This is a genomic window from Bacillus sp. AFS029637 (genome assembly GCF_002584985.1).
Classification (GTDB): Bacteria; Bacillota; Bacilli; order Bacillales; family Bacillaceae_G; genus Bacillus_A.
On sequence record NZ_NUPZ01000021.1, the window covers coordinates 1 to 14,978 of the forward strand.

The 14,978-nt window shown below is 32.9% G+C and carries 15 protein-coding genes and 1 pseudogene; 11 read left to right on the forward strand and 5 right to left on the reverse strand.

All coding sequences use genetic code 11. From position 1 onward, the window contains the following. A partial coding sequence (locus COE49_RS09250) for an exosporium leader peptide-containing protein (protein WP_141556625.1) occupies positions 1 to 239 on the reverse strand: 239 nt, incomplete at its 3' end. Positions 240 to 555: 316 nt separating this feature from the next. On the opposite strand from COE49_RS09250, the gene COE49_RS09255 reads away from it, so the two are divergent. Further along, positions 556 to 1,092 (forward strand): C1q-like domain-containing protein, encoded by a 537-nt coding sequence (locus COE49_RS09255; protein ID WP_088230335.1) that lies wholly within the window; start codon positions 556 to 558, stop codon positions 1,090 to 1,092. Positions 1,093 to 1,509: 417 nt separating this feature from the next. On the opposite strand, the gene COE49_RS09260 is transcribed toward COE49_RS09255, so the two are convergent. Further along, the gene (locus tag COE49_RS09260; protein WP_088230334.1) at positions 1,510 to 1,704 is read right to left on the reverse strand and encodes a hypothetical protein; all 195 of its coding nucleotides are present in this window, start codon (positions 1,702 to 1,704) and stop codon (positions 1,510 to 1,512) included. Positions 1,705 to 2,018: 314 nt separating this feature from the next. Here COE49_RS09260 and COE49_RS09265 point away from each other — a divergent pair. From COE49_RS09265 to COE49_RS09275, 3 genes and pseudogenes are all read left to right on the forward strand, one after another. Beyond that, positions 2,019 to 2,585 (forward strand): annotated as a pseudogene (locus COE49_RS09265) (glycoside hydrolase family 25 protein); the annotation flags it as partial. A gap of 390 nt (positions 2,586 to 2,975) precedes the next feature. Next, complete coding sequence (locus tag COE49_RS09270; protein WP_088230333.1) at positions 2,976 to 3,827, forward strand: peptidylprolyl isomerase PrsA; 852 nt, start codon at positions 2,976 to 2,978, stop codon at positions 3,825 to 3,827. Between the two features lie 738 nt (positions 3,828 to 4,565). Beyond that, complete coding sequence (locus COE49_RS09275; RefSeq protein ID WP_088230332.1) at positions 4,566 to 4,760, forward strand: hypothetical protein; 195 nt, start codon at positions 4,566 to 4,568, stop codon at positions 4,758 to 4,760. A 218-nt stretch (positions 4,761 to 4,978) separates the two neighbouring features. On the opposite strand, the gene gerPF is transcribed toward COE49_RS09275, so the two are convergent. Further along, a complete protein-coding gene (gene gerPF, locus COE49_RS09280) occupies positions 4,979 to 5,194 on the reverse strand; it encodes a spore germination protein GerPF (RefSeq protein WP_001141569.1) in 216 nt (71 codons plus the stop codon). A 211-nt stretch (positions 5,195 to 5,405) separates the two neighbouring features. Between gerPF and COE49_RS09285 the strand changes: the two genes are divergently transcribed. From COE49_RS09285 to COE49_RS09300, 4 genes are all read left to right on the forward strand, one after another. Continuing rightward, the gene (locus COE49_RS09285) at positions 5,406 to 5,741 is read left to right on the forward strand and encodes a hypothetical protein (protein WP_088230331.1); all 336 of its coding nucleotides are present in this window, start codon (positions 5,406 to 5,408) and stop codon (positions 5,739 to 5,741) included. Between the two features lie 314 nt (positions 5,742 to 6,055). Then, positions 6,056 to 6,778 carry an SDR family oxidoreductase gene (locus COE49_RS09290; RefSeq protein WP_140417330.1) on the forward strand — a complete coding sequence of 241 codons (723 nt, stop codon included), beginning with the start codon at positions 6,056 to 6,058 and terminating at the stop codon, positions 6,776 to 6,778. A gap of 218 nt (positions 6,779 to 6,996) precedes the next feature. Beyond that, complete coding sequence (locus COE49_RS09295; protein ID WP_088230330.1) at positions 6,997 to 7,671, forward strand: DUF6944 family repetitive protein; 675 nt, start codon at positions 6,997 to 6,999, stop codon at positions 7,669 to 7,671. 195 nt (positions 7,672 to 7,866) lie between these two features. Then, the gene (locus tag COE49_RS09300; protein WP_088230329.1) at positions 7,867 to 8,079 is read left to right on the forward strand and encodes a YqaE/Pmp3 family membrane protein; all 213 of its coding nucleotides are present in this window, start codon (positions 7,867 to 7,869) and stop codon (positions 8,077 to 8,079) included. Between the two features lie 70 nt (positions 8,080 to 8,149). Here the strand turns inward: COE49_RS09300 and COE49_RS09305 are convergent, their stop codons facing one another. After that, positions 8,150 to 8,359: a KTSC domain-containing protein gene (locus tag COE49_RS09305; RefSeq protein WP_140417329.1), complete on the reverse strand. Its 210-nt coding sequence runs from the start codon at positions 8,357 to 8,359 to the stop codon at positions 8,150 to 8,152. Between the two features lie 463 nt (positions 8,360 to 8,822). On the opposite strand from COE49_RS09305, the gene COE49_RS09310 reads away from it, so the two are divergent. Next, positions 8,823 to 11,306, forward strand: a complete 2,484-nt coding sequence (locus COE49_RS09310) for a transglycosylase domain-containing protein (protein WP_088230328.1) — start codon at positions 8,823 to 8,825, stop codon at positions 11,304 to 11,306. Positions 11,307 to 11,385: 79 nt separating this feature from the next. Here COE49_RS09310 and COE49_RS09315 read toward each other — a convergent pair whose 3' ends face one another. Then, positions 11,386 to 11,667 (reverse strand): hypothetical protein, encoded by a 282-nt coding sequence (locus COE49_RS09315; RefSeq protein ID WP_088230327.1) that lies wholly within the window; start codon positions 11,665 to 11,667, stop codon positions 11,386 to 11,388. 649 nt (positions 11,668 to 12,316) lie between these two features. Between COE49_RS09315 and mmgD the strand changes: the two genes are divergently transcribed. Continuing rightward, positions 12,317 to 13,438 (forward strand): citrate synthase, encoded by a 1,122-nt coding sequence (gene mmgD / locus COE49_RS09320; RefSeq protein ID WP_140417328.1) that lies wholly within the window; start codon positions 12,317 to 12,319, stop codon positions 13,436 to 13,438. A 98-nt stretch (positions 13,439 to 13,536) separates the two neighbouring features. Then, positions 13,537 to 14,973, forward strand: coding sequence for a 2-methylcitrate dehydratase (prpD, locus tag COE49_RS09325; RefSeq protein ID WP_088230325.1), 1,437 nt, complete (start codon positions 13,537 to 13,539; stop codon positions 14,971 to 14,973). Positions 14,974 to 14,978: the final 5 nt, after the last annotated feature.

Here is a 14,978-nt window from a genome sequence, read left to right on the forward strand (position 1 = left end):
CCCGTAGTCCCAGTAATGCCAGTAGGTCCAGTAACGCCGGTAGGTCCAGTAACGCCCGTAGTCCCAGTAATGCCAGTAGGTCCAGTATCTCCTGTGGCTCCAGTAACGCCAGTAGCCCCAGTAGGTCCGGTTGGTATTGTAAATGTTGGAGGAGGTGGTAGTGTCGGCCCAATCAAGTTAGGATCGAATGCAGCTCCGTAAAGAATTTCTTTTGAATTATATTTATTTTCTTTTGCCATAAAATCACCTCCAAAAATCGAAGTATTATTATTAGATGAAACTTGTAATTGAAATATGTAATTAGAGAGGGGAATCACTCAAATTTATCGTATTTTTTCCCGGTATTTAAATGTTGAATTTGTTAAATACGGAAGTTCTTTTCTGACCATTCTATATGGAACTGTATACAATTTATAAATCGAAAGGAATTGAGTTGTATATAAAAAATAAGAGTGTAAGTATAGAGCACCCTTATGAGAAATAATAATAATTAGTCCAAACTTTGTTAATCAATCTTGCATAATATGTAGTAATAAGCATGAAAGGGGAACTAGTATGTCTTGTTATTACTATTGTAAATATTGTAAGGAGTATAAAAAGAAACAGCATGACTGTTGTAAGAACACAAGTAAGTGTTATGACAACAAGGACAAGCTTGTAAGGGCATCTGCATTTAGAGCAAGAAATACGGTGGATCAAACTGTTCCTGCTAATACTTTTGTAAAGGTATTGTTCCAAAATGAACAATTTGATTTAGCAAATGAGTATAATCCAGCAACGTCTATTTTTATTCCGAAGACTAGAGGGGTTTATTCTATTATTGGAACAATTGGTTTCTTTCCAAACGATCTCAACTTAAATTATAGAGCACGTGTAGAAATTCGTGTGAATGGAAACGCTGCAATAGCTATAGATAACGACTTTTTTGGTCCGATAAATTTTGGAAATGTAGTAAGTGTTTCGACGATAATTCAATTGAATAAAGGAGATCAAGTTGAGGTCTATGCGCAAAGTAGTATAGATGGAGTTTTAAGTGCTTTAGAAGATGGGGCACATTTTGAAGCTGCAAGATTCCCTTCCCCAACTAAATGAAGTCGAAGATTAGATGTTTTGTAGAAAGTTTTAAGACCCTCATCAAACGGTGAGGTTTTTTTATTGTTTTCTAGTATATATAAGTGAATAAATTGAATATATTGTTATTTGAGCGTAATTCAGTCCCCTTCAACATTATTAAAATAGTAAGTTAAACAAAAATAAATGGTGCACAATTTTATATGTACAGAAGAATATGGAGGATGGTTCAACAAAAAAGAGCATACATAAAAAGTACGCTCTAAAGAAAGATAGGTTTTATGAGTGGATAATCTCCATACGATAATATATGCTCATTTAATGAAAACGTGTAAGGAATCAATACATTATCAATGGAATATCATAAAATGAGTAATTTAAGCCTATTAATGAAGTGTTTCTTTTAAAATTAGCTGTAAAAACTTTGAATTACGTGGATTAACAACGGGATAGGGATTGTACTTCGGTTTCATATTTCTTATAGTCTGGATATTGAGTGATAGTTTGGCATTTAGGGGTGAGAAGTTGATTAATTATAGAAACATTTGTAATTACTTCGTTACAAGGACCGAAAAATGTAACTTTTAGTTTTGAATTTGGTGGAATTTTGAATACGATAGGTTTTTTTTCCATGAAATCAGCTCCTAATATTGAGTGTGATATATGATTCACTTTTTGATTCATGTGAATAGGTGTATTAATATAATATGTAATTTTAGTGAAGTTGATTGTAATAATGTGAAAAGACATTTTCATTAAGAGAAAATGTTTTTTATTTAGCCAATTGAGGGGAAACAAATAAATGAATGGAAGTTTTTGATAATAGGTATATATTTGAAAAAATAATAATGATTCTCCTTATTTAAATAATAGATTACTAGTATTAGGCATATGAGACTTACAATAAAAAAAGCTTTGAATATGATAATAAAAAGGAGTTGAATTGTATGGGTTTTATTGTAGATATTTCAAAATGGAATGGAACTATTAATTGGGATATTGCAGCACCTCAGCTAGATTTAGTTATTGCTAGAGTTCAAGATGGCTCGAACACGGTGGATTTTATGTATCCAAGCTATGTGGATGAAATGAAAAAGCGCAGTATTCCATTTGGTAATTATGCATTTTGCCGTTTTATATCTATTGCTGATGCAAAGAAAGAAGCACAAAATTTTTGGAATCGTGGCGATAAATCTGCTAAGTTTTGGGTGGCGGATGTAGAAGTTCAAACGATGGTAGATATGCAAGGCGGAACTCAAGCATTTATAGATGAATTGCGTCGTTTAGGTGCAGAAAGAGTAGGATTATATGTAGGGCATCACACGTATGTATCGTTTGGAGCACGGAATATTGAGGCTGATTTTGTTTGGATTCCTCGTTATGGAGGAAATAAGCCAGCATATCCATGTGATATTTGGCAATATACGGATTCTGGAAATGTTTCCGGCATTGGAAAATGTGATGTGAATCAATTAATAGGAAATAAGTCACTTTCTTGGTTTATAGGTTCGAATTAAGTAAATCAAACTAGCATAGTGGATACGTAGTAGTCAAGTAATATTCTGTTAGGTACGGAGCAAATTACTAGGACAAGCTTGAATGTATGAATATTAAGGGGACTATAGCTGGATCAAAATCTTTCCATATGGGAAAGCGAAAAAAATACGGTGAATATCGGGCAAAATCATTGGATACTAGAAACACATTTGATTAGTCAGTAATGAAATGTGTTTTAATGTAAAAGTAAATAGTCTTCTTACTAATAAAATAGGAAGACTATTAACAATAGAAGATAAAAGAGCATAGTTGATTCAAATGAAATGAATTACATGCAGAAAACACACTGTTTTCACAATAACAGTGTATAGTTACTTTTACATATTGATAAAAGTGAGGTATTTGAATTGAAAAAGAAACAGTTATTTTTGGGAACGATTATTTCATGCGTAGTGTTGGCATTATCTGCATGCGGTTCCTCTGACAACGTAGTAACATCAAAAGTAGGTAACATTTCAGAGAAAGAATTAAGTAAAGAATTACATGAAAAATATGGTGAAAGTACTATATATCAAATGATGTTAAGTAAGGCATTGTTAGATAAATATAAAGTTTCAGATGAGGAAGCACAAAAGAAAGTAGAAGAAGCGAAAGAGAAAATGGGTGACAACTTTAAATCGACTTTAGAGCAATTAGGATTGAAAGACGAAGATGAATTAAAAGAGAAAATGAAGCCGGAAATTGCATTTGAGAAAGCGATTAAAGAGACTGTTACAGAAAAAGATGTAAAAGATAACTATAAACCAGAGATGAAGGTAAGTCACATATTAGTAAAAGATGAAAAGACTGCTAAAGAAGTAAAAGAGAAAATAAATAATGGTGAAGATTTTGCTGCTTTAGCGAAGCAATATTCAGAAGATACTGGTTCAAAAGAACAGGGTGGGGAAATACCTGGTTTTGCTCCTGGGCAAACTGTGAAAGAATTTGAGGAAGCTGCGTATAAATTAGATGCAGGACAAGTAAGTGAGCCAATTAAAACTACTTATGGTTACCATATTATTAAAGCGACTGATAAAAAAGAATTGAAGCCGTTTGATGAAGTGAAGGATAAAATTCGTAAAGATTTAGAAGAGCAAAGACTACAAGATACGACAGGTAAATGGAAACAACAAGTAGTTACTGATTTATTGAAAGCTGCTGATATTAAGGTAAATGATAAAGAATTTAAAGATACATTTGAATTTCTAGAAGAAAAATAATACGAATAGAGGAAAAACAGAAATTTAGCATGGAGCTAGATTTCTGTTTTTTGTTTTTATGTAAAAAAGAGAGAAAATAGGATCTTATTTGGATAATGATTTACAAATACAATGCAATATTACATCGGTGAATGTAATTAATAGTAGAATAAAGGGATTTAGATGAAAAGAAAGCGTAGATAAGAATAAACGGAATACTATATAAAAAAAAGTGTTAGATCATTGTATATAATTGTCGTAGTAAAACTCTTGAAGATTTGCTAAAACCTTATTCCGAAGCAACTAAAACAATATGTGAATGGATTTTTCATGAATAGTTGTATAATCTTAATTAGAAAAGGGAACTCATATAGAGTTCCCTTTTCTAATTAGTGTGTGTGTTATAAATAGATAGTAAGACAATACAATATTACATTTTAATATTAAGAATTACAATGTAAAATTATGGATAAAATTAAAAGAGAGAAATTAATTGTTTTATAGGTTGTTGATATTATAATGTTTTAGTTAATTAATTTTATTAAATATAAATCAAATATATTAATTTTCTTGAAGTGGATAAACATTATTTGAAGAATAATACATATAATTGTATTGAAAAAATATTGCCGTTATAGGAAATGACAAGCTGAGCATTCTATTAAGAAGGATGTTCTTTTTGCTATGAAAATGTTAGAAAAAAGAATGCTTACTTTTAATCGGATTAGTTATTAAAGAAATTAAGTTGGGAGAGATATTGTGAAAGTCATTTTTCAAAGAGAAGGTGGCGGGAAGGTTTTTGAATCGTATGATGAAAATATAAATGATTTAATGATTATATTAAAAGAAACGAAAGGGATAAAAATCGGGATGGTGGAATATGAAGTAGTAAAATATAAACTGGAGTATTTTCGTCATCCGAAAAAAGCAGAAACATGGTACGGATATTATTAATGTACAAGAAGTTGAAATGTAATATTTAGCTTTTTTACTGATGAATAAGGAAAAAAGAAAAAATCATCCGAAAAAGCAGCTAGCTTCATACTAGCTGCTGAGCCCCAGGGAAAGGGAGAAAAAGATAGGGTACTCCAAAATCAACAATAGCTGTGTAACAGCCTAGTTATAGTATAGACAAATTTAAAAATCCTAAACAGAACGATGGAAATATAGTGTTAGGCCGTACCTACTTGGTTTTGATCTGCAAGATCAGAATCAAACGTATTAGTCGCACTAACACCGCTAAAAGTATTAACAACAAAACCAACATTTGATGCACCAGATCCATTATAAGCTTTCGTATTTTCTTTCGGAGAAACGTTGTAGAAATCACCTAAGTTAAATGAACCGTTACTATTTTGTACAACTAAATTCCCTACAACTGATGGCATAATTTTCACCTGCTTTATAATTAATTGTTAACAATACTATATGGATTTATAGTCCAAATGGTTCATTTAACAAAAATTGTGGAATAGTAAAACGTGCGAATTACAGTTTAATCCTTTTACGAAAGTGTGTTAAAATTAATGTAAGGTTAAGTAACCCAAAGATTAATTTTGTATAATTAATATATATGAAAATAAAAGGAGGCAAAATGTTATGAATAATGTTATAAAAAGAGTGGATTTAACAGATGCAAAATCAAGTCCACTTGTTGCGCTAATTTATAGCAATGAAGTTATATTGGTTGAAGAAGCATTTTGTCCAAATGAAATAAAATTAAAGTTTAATGAAATAGCAATTTTATCGGCAATTAAAACAGCGCATATTACGAAAGTATCGATTAGGAAAGACCTCGAAGCGATTTTTCATGATACTGGTGTTTTATTAGTGAAGCAAAATGTTGATTATAGTAGCAATCAATCCATTACCATGCATTTTGAGCAATTCAAAAAGTTGCAAAATGAAATTGAGTATTTACATAAAAGTATGTAAATAGACTAGATGAAAATTCTTACATGAAAGTGGACTGTTTTGTGTTGGGAATTTTTTGATGAATCGCCCTGTAAACATAAATATAGTTTTATTAAGCTGCAAGATAATGTTTTTTTAAAATTGATATATTAGGTGTAGCTCGCATTTTTCAGTGTGAGAAATGTGGGGAATTAAAAGTAATATTGAATTTATAGAGATATAAACAGGAGTAACCGCTATGGTTATTCTTTTTTTACAATATCAAAAATGCTACTAAAGTATGAAGTGAGTTGATACTTTAGTAAATGGCTGTATGAAAGTGAAGAGAATAAAATATGGAAAGGGAGGCGAGGGAATTGAAGCAAAACGAAATTAGGAAACTTGTAATAATTACAGGAGTGACGCAAGGATTAGGCCGCGTAATGGTTGAAAGATTTCACGAATTGGGATGGAATATATGTGGATGTGGACGTTCAAAAGATAAAATTGAAGAACTAAAAAAACATTACGGTAATACACATGATTTTCAAATCATTGATGTTTCAGATTCTCAGCAAGTTAGTAGTTGGGCAAGTTATGTATTTCATAAATATAGAACCCCCGATTTGTTAATAAATAATGCATCAATTGTTAATCAAAATGCACCAATTTGGAAAGTTACAGCTAGTGAATTTGATAATGTAATGAATATAAACGTTAATGGTGTAGTAAATGTAATAAGAGCATTTGTCCCGGCTATGGTAGCTAGGAAAGAAGGAATTATTATTAATATGAGTTCTAGTTGGGGCAGAGAAGGTGAGGCTGAGCTTGCACCGTACTGTGCCTCAAAGTTTGCAATTGAAGGTATTACAAAATCTATGGCACTGGAATTACCTCATGGAATGGCTGTTGTCGCTTTAGATCCAGGAGGAAGCATTAAGACCCCGATGCTGTATTCATGTGCACCACAATATATAAATGAATCACCTACACCTGAAATGTGGTCACATAAAGCAATTCAATATATATTAAATATAACAATAGAGAACAATGGAGATTCATTGACGTGCCCAGGATAGCATCAAAAATAAGTATATATTGAATGATATAAATGTTTTTAATTGCATATATTTTCATTGAGAAATGTGTTGTTAAAAAAGTACCGTAAAGGTGCTTTTTTTGTATGATTAACACACTATAGAATGCACAAAATTACATATGCAAAATAAAATAAAAGATTAAGGGCGACATTTGTTTATTTCGAAAGCAGTAGAAAATTTTTGTATAGGTGATAAAAATGAATCTACGCAGTTTAAAAGTGACAGGGGCATGGTTTCAAGTAGGTGGAAATCTTACAGCGGCCATCGGAACAACAAGAGGATTTAATGGAGAAGAAAAAGTTGAATCGGATCTTGTTATTGTAGGAAGCTCATTGCAAGCCCTCGGGTATATATTACAAATTGTGGCAAATGATTATAGCGAAGATGAAGGGGAAAGAGAAAATCAAAATATATGTTTGGAGAATAAAAGGAAAATACTTGATGAAATGGGGATTGAATTATTAGCATTAGGAAATATATCAAATGTAATAGGAACGTATTTTAATATAAACGAACAACTGAAAGAGAATGATTATCTTATAATTGTCGGGAACAGTTTACAATCAATTGGTGCTTTTTTAGGTGTAGAAGCAGCATTGATGGAGAGAAAAGCCCTAGAAAGAATCATTATTCTAGGTAATTCTATGCAAAGTTTAGGGGCAGGACTTCAAGCTTATCAAGGTATTATTAATTTATCGAAGGATGAAATTGAAAATGAAGACAGTATTATGGATAAGAAGAATGAGAGGATAATAGCACTCATTGGTATTTGGATACAAGCAATCGGAACGGTTATTTCTGCAATTGGATTAACTATAATAGAGGGAGAGGAGAGAGTAGAAAACAATAAAGGGGTTAAAATGCCCATTTAAAAGAAGTATGTAAAATTTCAGTTTTACATACGGGATAACATTGATATAGTAGGTTTTTCTTTCATATGAATAGAATATATAACAGTAAAGAAGTTTTATTGTTTAATTGAAATGTATGAAACACCCAAATAATCGGGTTGGTCAGCGCATGAAAAGACGAGAAATGAAAAATATAAAACAAGGAGTTTTCAAGCGATGATGTATTTATTAGCAATTTTTCTTCCACCTGTAGCGGTATTATTTTGCGGAAAGCCATTTCAAGCAATACTAAATTTCATCTTGACATTAATATTTTGGGTACCAGGAGTTATACATGCAATTTTTGTTGTACATGAAAAAAAAGCTGATCGGCGTTTGAAAAAACAAATTCAAGCATATGATGAAATTAATAGGAGAAATAGAAGATAACTGGATCGTGAAAATCTTTTTAAACGAAAGGGGGAATTGTCCTCCTTTCGTTTTTATATGATGTTTAAGTTTAAATTTTAGTGTAGCGGTAAGAATTTTTAATATAAGTATTATGATAATAACTTTTAGAGTGTGCGTTTAATAAACCAGTGTAAATATTTTCTGGCACGTTAAAGAAATCATACATACCATTCTTTAATTGAATTCTTAAAATCATAGAAAAAGGATTATAGCCAACAGCAACTATATTTTTTGAGATAATGGGAGATAACTTCATCATTACGCAACTCCTTACTTTTTATTTTTGCTGATTTCTTGTATATATTGGGATGTGGTGTTGAAATCCTAATAATTAAAGAGGTATTATACTTATATGCAATATATTAAATGTTCGTTATACGTAATTATAAGGAAGTTCACACGAAGTACATATCGTTGTGCTATTTTTATTTCACCTTTGATTTATAAATAAGAAAATATTGACCATTTGAAAAAAAGGTATATTATTTATACGAGGTATTAAAAATTCACTTTGTACATTCTATGCTTTAAGGGGCAGCATTATTAAGAAAAATAGAAGTGAAAATAGTTTGTATAAAAAAAATTCTAAAAAGTATAATCTGTGAATTGGGAAAATATTGAATGCTCCAGGTCAATATACTTTCTTAATTAAATTTTTTAGAAAGTGACCTCAATATTTTTAAGTAAATCAACGGGAGAATTGAAAGGCAGGAGAAAGTAACATGTCAGAAAATTATCGTTCTCGAGAGGAGCGACGACAAGTTAAAAAGAAAAAACAGCCAGCTTCTAAAAATCAAAAACCAAAAGGTAAAACATCATTTTTTCGTAAGTTTTTAATTAGTTGTTTATTAATTGGTATTGTTGGTTTAGTGGCAGGTGTTGCTACCTTTTTCGTAATGATTAAGGACGCACCAAAACTTGAGAAAGCAAAACTTGTTAATCCGTTATCCTCAAAAATTTATGATAAAGATGGCAATTTGGTATATGAATATGGAAAAGAAAAAAGGACGAATGTAACGTATGATCAAATTCCTAAATTAGTAGAAGAAGCGTTTTTAGCGACAGAAGATGCACGTTTTTATGAGCATAGTGGAGTAGACTTTAAAGGTACTACACGTGCGATTTTAGTTAGTCTTAAAGGAGATTATGGTTCACAAGGTGGAAGTACGATAACGCAGCAAGTTATTAAAAACTACTTCTTATCGATGGAAAAAACGTCAAAGCGTAAGGTTCAGGAGATATATTTAGCGTATAAGCTAGAACAACAGTATTCAAAACATGAAATATTAGAGATGTATTTAAATAAAATTAATTTAGGTAACCGTTCATATGGAATCGCAACAGCAGCACAAAACTACTATGGTAAAGAATTAAAAGATTTAACATTACCAGAAGTTGCGATGCTAGCAGGTTTACCGAAAGCACCAAATAACTATGATCCAACGAAACCAGAAAATGTTCAAAGAGCAACAGAAAGAAGAAATACTGTTCTAGGCTTAATGAATCGACATGGCTATATTACAAAACAAGAAATGGAAGAAGCGTCAAAAGTTCCAGTAACAGATGGACTTAAGCCAGCAACAGAACTTCAAGCAATGCCATATCCTGCATTTATGGATGCGGTTGTGAAAGAGGTAGAAAAAGAATTACCGGATGCTAACATTGGTTCTGACGGTTTAGAAATTTATACAACATTGGATCAGGATGCACAAAAATTAGCTGATAATATTTTAAATACAAATATTATTGATTATCCAAATGATAAATTCCAAGGTGCTTTCACATTTATGGATACGAAAACAGGGGAAGTTCGTGCTATAGGTAGTGGACGCGGTGAAAATAAGGCAGTATTTAAAGGGCATAATATGGCAATCGAATTAGATCGTGCAGCTGGTTCGACAATGAAGCCAATCTTTGATTACGCTCCTGCTATTGAATACTTAAAATGGGCTACTTATCATCAAATTGATGATTCTCCATTTAAATATTCAACTGGACAAGAAGTTCGAAATGCAGACAGAAGTCATTTAGGTCCAATTACAATGCGTGAAGCATTAAAGATGTCACGTAATGTTCCTGCAGTTAAAACTGCAAAAGAAGTAGGAATTAGTAAATCGAAAGAATTCTCTGAGAAACTAGGCATTACATTTAATACAGCACCGACTGAATCAACAGCGATTGGTACAAATGAAGTATCACCAACTGAAATAGCAGGTGCTTATGCGGCATTTGGTAATAATGGTAAGTATACGAAGCCGCATTTTGTGAAGAAAGTAGTTTATCCAGACGGCAAATCACAAAGTTTTGGGCAAAAACCAAAACAAGTTATGGCGGATTCTACAGCATATATGATTACTGATATGCTTCGTTCTGTCGTTACATCAGGTACTGGTACAGCGGCCAATATAAGTTCTTTAGATGTAGCTGGTAAAACAGGTACAACAAACTATGATTCAAAACAATTAGCACAATATCACATTCCAGAAAGTGCAACTCGTGATAGTTGGTTTGCAGGTTATACGCCGCAATATACGATGGCAGTATGGACTGGATATATGAAAGATGGTAAAGACGAGTATATTAGTAGTAAAAATACGAAAATTGCACAGTTGATCTTTAAGGAAATGATGAGCGAGATGGCTACTGATAAATCGCGCTTTAAAATGCCAAGTAGTGTTATTCAAGAAGGTAGTGAATTGCGTATAAAAGGAGAGAAACGTGATTCTTCGCCAAATAGGAGCGTTCCTGATACAACTGAAAAGCCGCAACAAAATCAACAGCAAAAAACTGAAGACGAGAACAAGCAAGAAGAATTAAAGAAACAGGAAGAACTTAAGAAACAAGAAGAGCAAAAGAAACAAGAAGAGCTTAATAAGCAAGAAGAACAAAAGAAACAGGAAGAATTAAAGAAACAAGAAGAACAAAAGAAACAAAATGAAGGAAATACAACACCGCCGAATAACGGAGGAAATCAAGGGAATACAACGCCGCCAAATAACGGAGGAAGTCAAGGAAATACAACGCCGCCAAATAACGGAGGAAATCAAGGGAATACAACGCCGCCGAATAGCGGAGGAGGCCAAGGGAATACAACGCCGCCAAATAATGGTGGAGGTCAAGGGAATACAAACCCAACGCCACCAGTGACAACGCCACCGAATAATGATGGGAATGCAGGAGAGGCTCCTGTCAATAATGGACAATAAATAATACAAAAAGCACCATAAGTACCGGTAAAAACGGTTTCTTTGGTGCTTTTTGTATTATAACGAGTACTATTATTTTTTAAATGTTAAAAGTACCATAGAAATTTTGAAAATAAATGGATGGAAAATGATAAAAAACTTGAGTCGGGGGTAGTGGAGCATAACTTTGTTGATAAAAGGTAGTACTACTTGGATGCGTGCCATGATGCCAAAATGAGGGGGAGACTTGACCTGGAAATTGATATTGTTGCCAAGTTGAGGGAAGTTCAATGCCAACATCGGAACTTGCTGTATGGATGGCGGGAACATGTATTGAGGGAACAGACGGGACCACAGCAGTTATTCTTAAAGGTAGCCTCATGAAACGATCACTCCTAAGTTCAATAATAAAATAGTATATTCTTGTAGTGCATATGAAGGTACATATATAGAAATTTTAATCAAATATAGGTACAAATTCGTAGAGCACATTAAAATTGGTGATAGTGTCAGTTGAGAAGGGCGGTATTATATTTTTTTAGTTTGTAATAATTTATGGTACGTTCAAAACTGTGAATGAGTTGTAAGTTATCATGCGAAAATGAAAGAAATTTAATTTAATTATGTAAAATAATAACTTTACTAAAAATGAATAAGTTTTATATAAGAATTGTATTTATGGGATAGTGAAATAAATATCATAGAAAAACTGAGCTGTATATGTGTACAGATCGGTTTTTCTATTTCATAAATAAATGTGGAAGAATGATATATTTGACGGGAATATATGGATAATCCTTATATTTTGTTTTAAAAAGACATACAAGGAAGTCTGTCCTTTCTTTAGAAAATATGAAAACTATTCTTAAAAAATTGTATTGTTACATCGATAAAAGTATAGGAAACTTATCATTATAAAATAAATTGAAATCTTCTAAAAACTCTGATACATTGAAATAGAAATGTAGTTCCACAGTATTGTAAAGGCTTACAGTTATGTGCACGAAGATCTATTAGGATTGGAGGAAATAATGATGAAAGCTGAAGAAAAATTTTCCCCGGGATTAGATGGTATAGTAGCAGCGGAGACGAAAATCTCGTTTCTTGACACAGTAAAAGGTGAAATTGTAATTCAAGGGTATGATTTAATCGAACTCTCAAAAACAAAAGAGTATTTAGACATTGTGCACCTTTTATTGGAGGAACATCTACCGAATGAGGATGAAAAAGCAACAATTGAAAAGAAATTAAAAGAAGAATATGCGGTGCCAGAAGGTGTATTCAATGTATTAAAAGCATTACCTAAAGAAACGCATCCTATGGATGGATTACGTACAGGTGTGTCTGCATTAGCTGGTTACGATAATGATATCGAAAACCGCTCGTTAGAAGTGAATAAAAGCCGAGGGTACAAGCTATTAAGTAAAGTACCGAACATTGTAGCGAATAGCTATCATATTTTAAATAATGAGGAGCCAATTCAGCCTCTTCAAGAATTGTCATATAGTGCGAATTTCTTCTATATGTTAACTGGTAAAAAACCAACTGAGCTTGAAGAGAAGATCTTTGATCGTTCCCTTGTTTTATATAGTGAACATGAAATGCCAAACTCTACATTTACAGCTCGCGTAATTGCATCAACGCAATCAGATTTATACGGTGCTTTAACAGGAGCAGTTGCATCTCTAAAAGGTAGCTTACACGGCGGTGCAAATGAAGCAGTTATGTACATGCTTTTAGAAGCTGGAAATGTTGAGAAATTTGAAGAGTTATTACAGAAGAAACTTTATAACAAAGAAAAAATTATGGGCTTTGGACATCGCGTATATATGAAGAAGATAGATCCGAGAGCACTTATGATGAAGGAAGCTTTAAAACAGCTTTGTGATGTAAAAGGCGATTATACACTATATGAAATGTGTGAAGCTGGAGAAAAGATTATGGAGAAGGAAAAAGGCATTTATCCGAATCTTGATTACTATGCTGCTCCAGTATATTGGATGCTTGGTATTCCAATTCAACTATACACACCGATCTTCTTTAGTTCTAGAACAGTTGGACTATGTGCACACGTAATTGAGCAACATGCGAACAATCGTTTGTTCCGTCCACGTGTAAATTATATTGGCGAGCGACATGTATTTAGTAAATAAAAACAACTGGGGAGTTGTTAGCGCCGCCCGCCAGATGGGTGTTTGACCGACACCCATCATTAATAATAACGAATTTTCGACAGAAAGGGAAGAATAGTATGATTAAAACAAATGAAATTAAACAAAAAGATGCATTATTAGAAGAGATTACGGATTATGTATTAAATAAAGAGGTTACTAGTGCAGAAGCATTTAGTACTGCTCGATACGTATTACTTGATACACTTGGATGCGGAATTTTAGCACTTCAATATCCAGAGTGTACGAAATTATTAGGACCAGTTGTACCAGGAACAATCGTGCCAAACGGTACACGTGTACCAGGAACGTCTTATGTACTAGATCCAGTAAAAGGCGCATTTAATATCGGATGTATGATCCGTTGGTTAGACTATAACGATACTTGGCTTGCAGCAGAATGGGGACATCCATCTGATAACTTAGGCGGCATTTTAGCAGTTGCAGATTATATTAGCCGTGTTCGTATTTCAGAAGGAAAAGAACCATTAAAAGTACGTGAAGTATTAGAAATGATGATTAAAGCGCATGAAATTCAAGGTGTACTTGCTTTAGAAAACAGCTTAAACCGCGTTGGTCTTGACCATGTATTATACGTAAAAGTAGCAACAACTGCTGTAGTTGCGAAAATGCTTGGTGGAACACGTGAAGAAATCTTTAATGCATTATCACATGCGTGGATTGATAATTCTAGTCTTCGTACATACCGTCATGCTCCAAATACTGGATCACGTAAATCATGGGCAGCAGGTGACGCAACGAGCCGCGGTGTTCATCTTGCAATGACTGCTCTAAAAGGTGAAATGGGTTACCCTACAGCATTATCAGCGCCAGGATGGGGATTCCAAGATGTATTATTCAATAAACAAGAATTAAAATTAGCTAGACCACTAGAGTCATATGTAATGGAAAATGTATTATTTAAAGTATCATACCCAGCAGAATTCCATGCGCAAACAGCTGCAGAATGTGCAGTGAAGTTGCATCCAGAAATTAAAGAAAGATTAGATGAAGTTGATCGTATTACAATTACAACTCATGAATCAGCAATTCGTATTATCGATAAAGAAGGTCCATTAAATAACCCAGCTGATCGTGATCATTGCTTACAATATATTACGGCAATCGGTTTATTAAAAGGAGATATCGTCGCGGACGATTATGAGGATGTAGTAGCAAATGATCCACGTGTAGATGAATTACGTAATAAGATGGTTGTTGTTGAAAACAAGCAGTACAGTTTAGATTATCTTGACCCGAACAAGCGCTCAATCGCCAATGCTGTTCAGGTGCACTTTAAAGATGGTACTGTAACAGAAAATGTGGAATGTGAATACCCACTTGGTCACCGTTTCCGTAGAGACGAAGCGATTCCAAAGGTTGTTCAAAAATTCACTGCTAATATGGCAGGTCATTATTCTAATAAGCAACAAGAACAAATTCATGAAGTTTGTTTAAATGAAGAAAAACTAGAAAATATGAATGTAAACGAATTTGTAGATCTATTCTTAATTTAATAATA

Bases quoted from the DNA above. Each gene is read 5' to 3' on its own strand.
- prpD (WP_088230325.1), top strand. From the start codon at position 13,537: ATGATTAAAACAAATGAAATTAAACAAAAAGATGCATTATTAGAAGAG.
- COE49_RS09305 (WP_140417329.1), bottom strand. From the start codon at position 8,359: ATGATGAAGTTATCTCCCATTATCTCAAAAAATATAGTTGCTGTTGGC.
- COE49_RS09255 (WP_088230335.1), top strand. From the start codon at position 556: ATGTCTTGTTATTACTATTGTAAATATTGTAAGGAGTATAAAAAGAAA.
- mmgD (WP_140417328.1), top strand. From the start codon at position 12,317: ATGATGAAAGCTGAAGAAAAATTTTCCCCGGGATTAGATGGTATAGTA.
- gerPF (WP_001141569.1), bottom strand. From the start codon at position 5,194: ATGCCATCAGTTGTAGGGAATTTAGTTGTACAAAATAGTAACGGTTCA.
- COE49_RS09295 (WP_088230330.1), top strand. From the start codon at position 6,997: ATGAATCTACGCAGTTTAAAAGTGACAGGGGCATGGTTTCAAGTAGGT.
- COE49_RS09290 (WP_140417330.1), top strand. From the start codon at position 6,056: ATGGAAAGGGAGGCGAGGGAATTGAAGCAAAACGAAATTAGGAAACTT.
- COE49_RS09300 (WP_088230329.1), top strand. From the start codon at position 7,867: ATGATGTATTTATTAGCAATTTTTCTTCCACCTGTAGCGGTATTATTT.
- COE49_RS09310 (WP_088230328.1), top strand. From the start codon at position 8,823: ATGTCAGAAAATTATCGTTCTCGAGAGGAGCGACGACAAGTTAAAAAG.
- COE49_RS09260 (WP_088230334.1), bottom strand. From the start codon at position 1,704: ATGGAAAAAAAACCTATCGTATTCAAAATTCCACCAAATTCAAAACTA.
- COE49_RS09315 (WP_088230327.1), bottom strand. From the start codon at position 11,667: ATGAGGCTACCTTTAAGAATAACTGCTGTGGTCCCGTCTGTTCCCTCA.
- COE49_RS09285 (WP_088230331.1), top strand. From the start codon at position 5,406: ATGAATAATGTTATAAAAAGAGTGGATTTAACAGATGCAAAATCAAGT.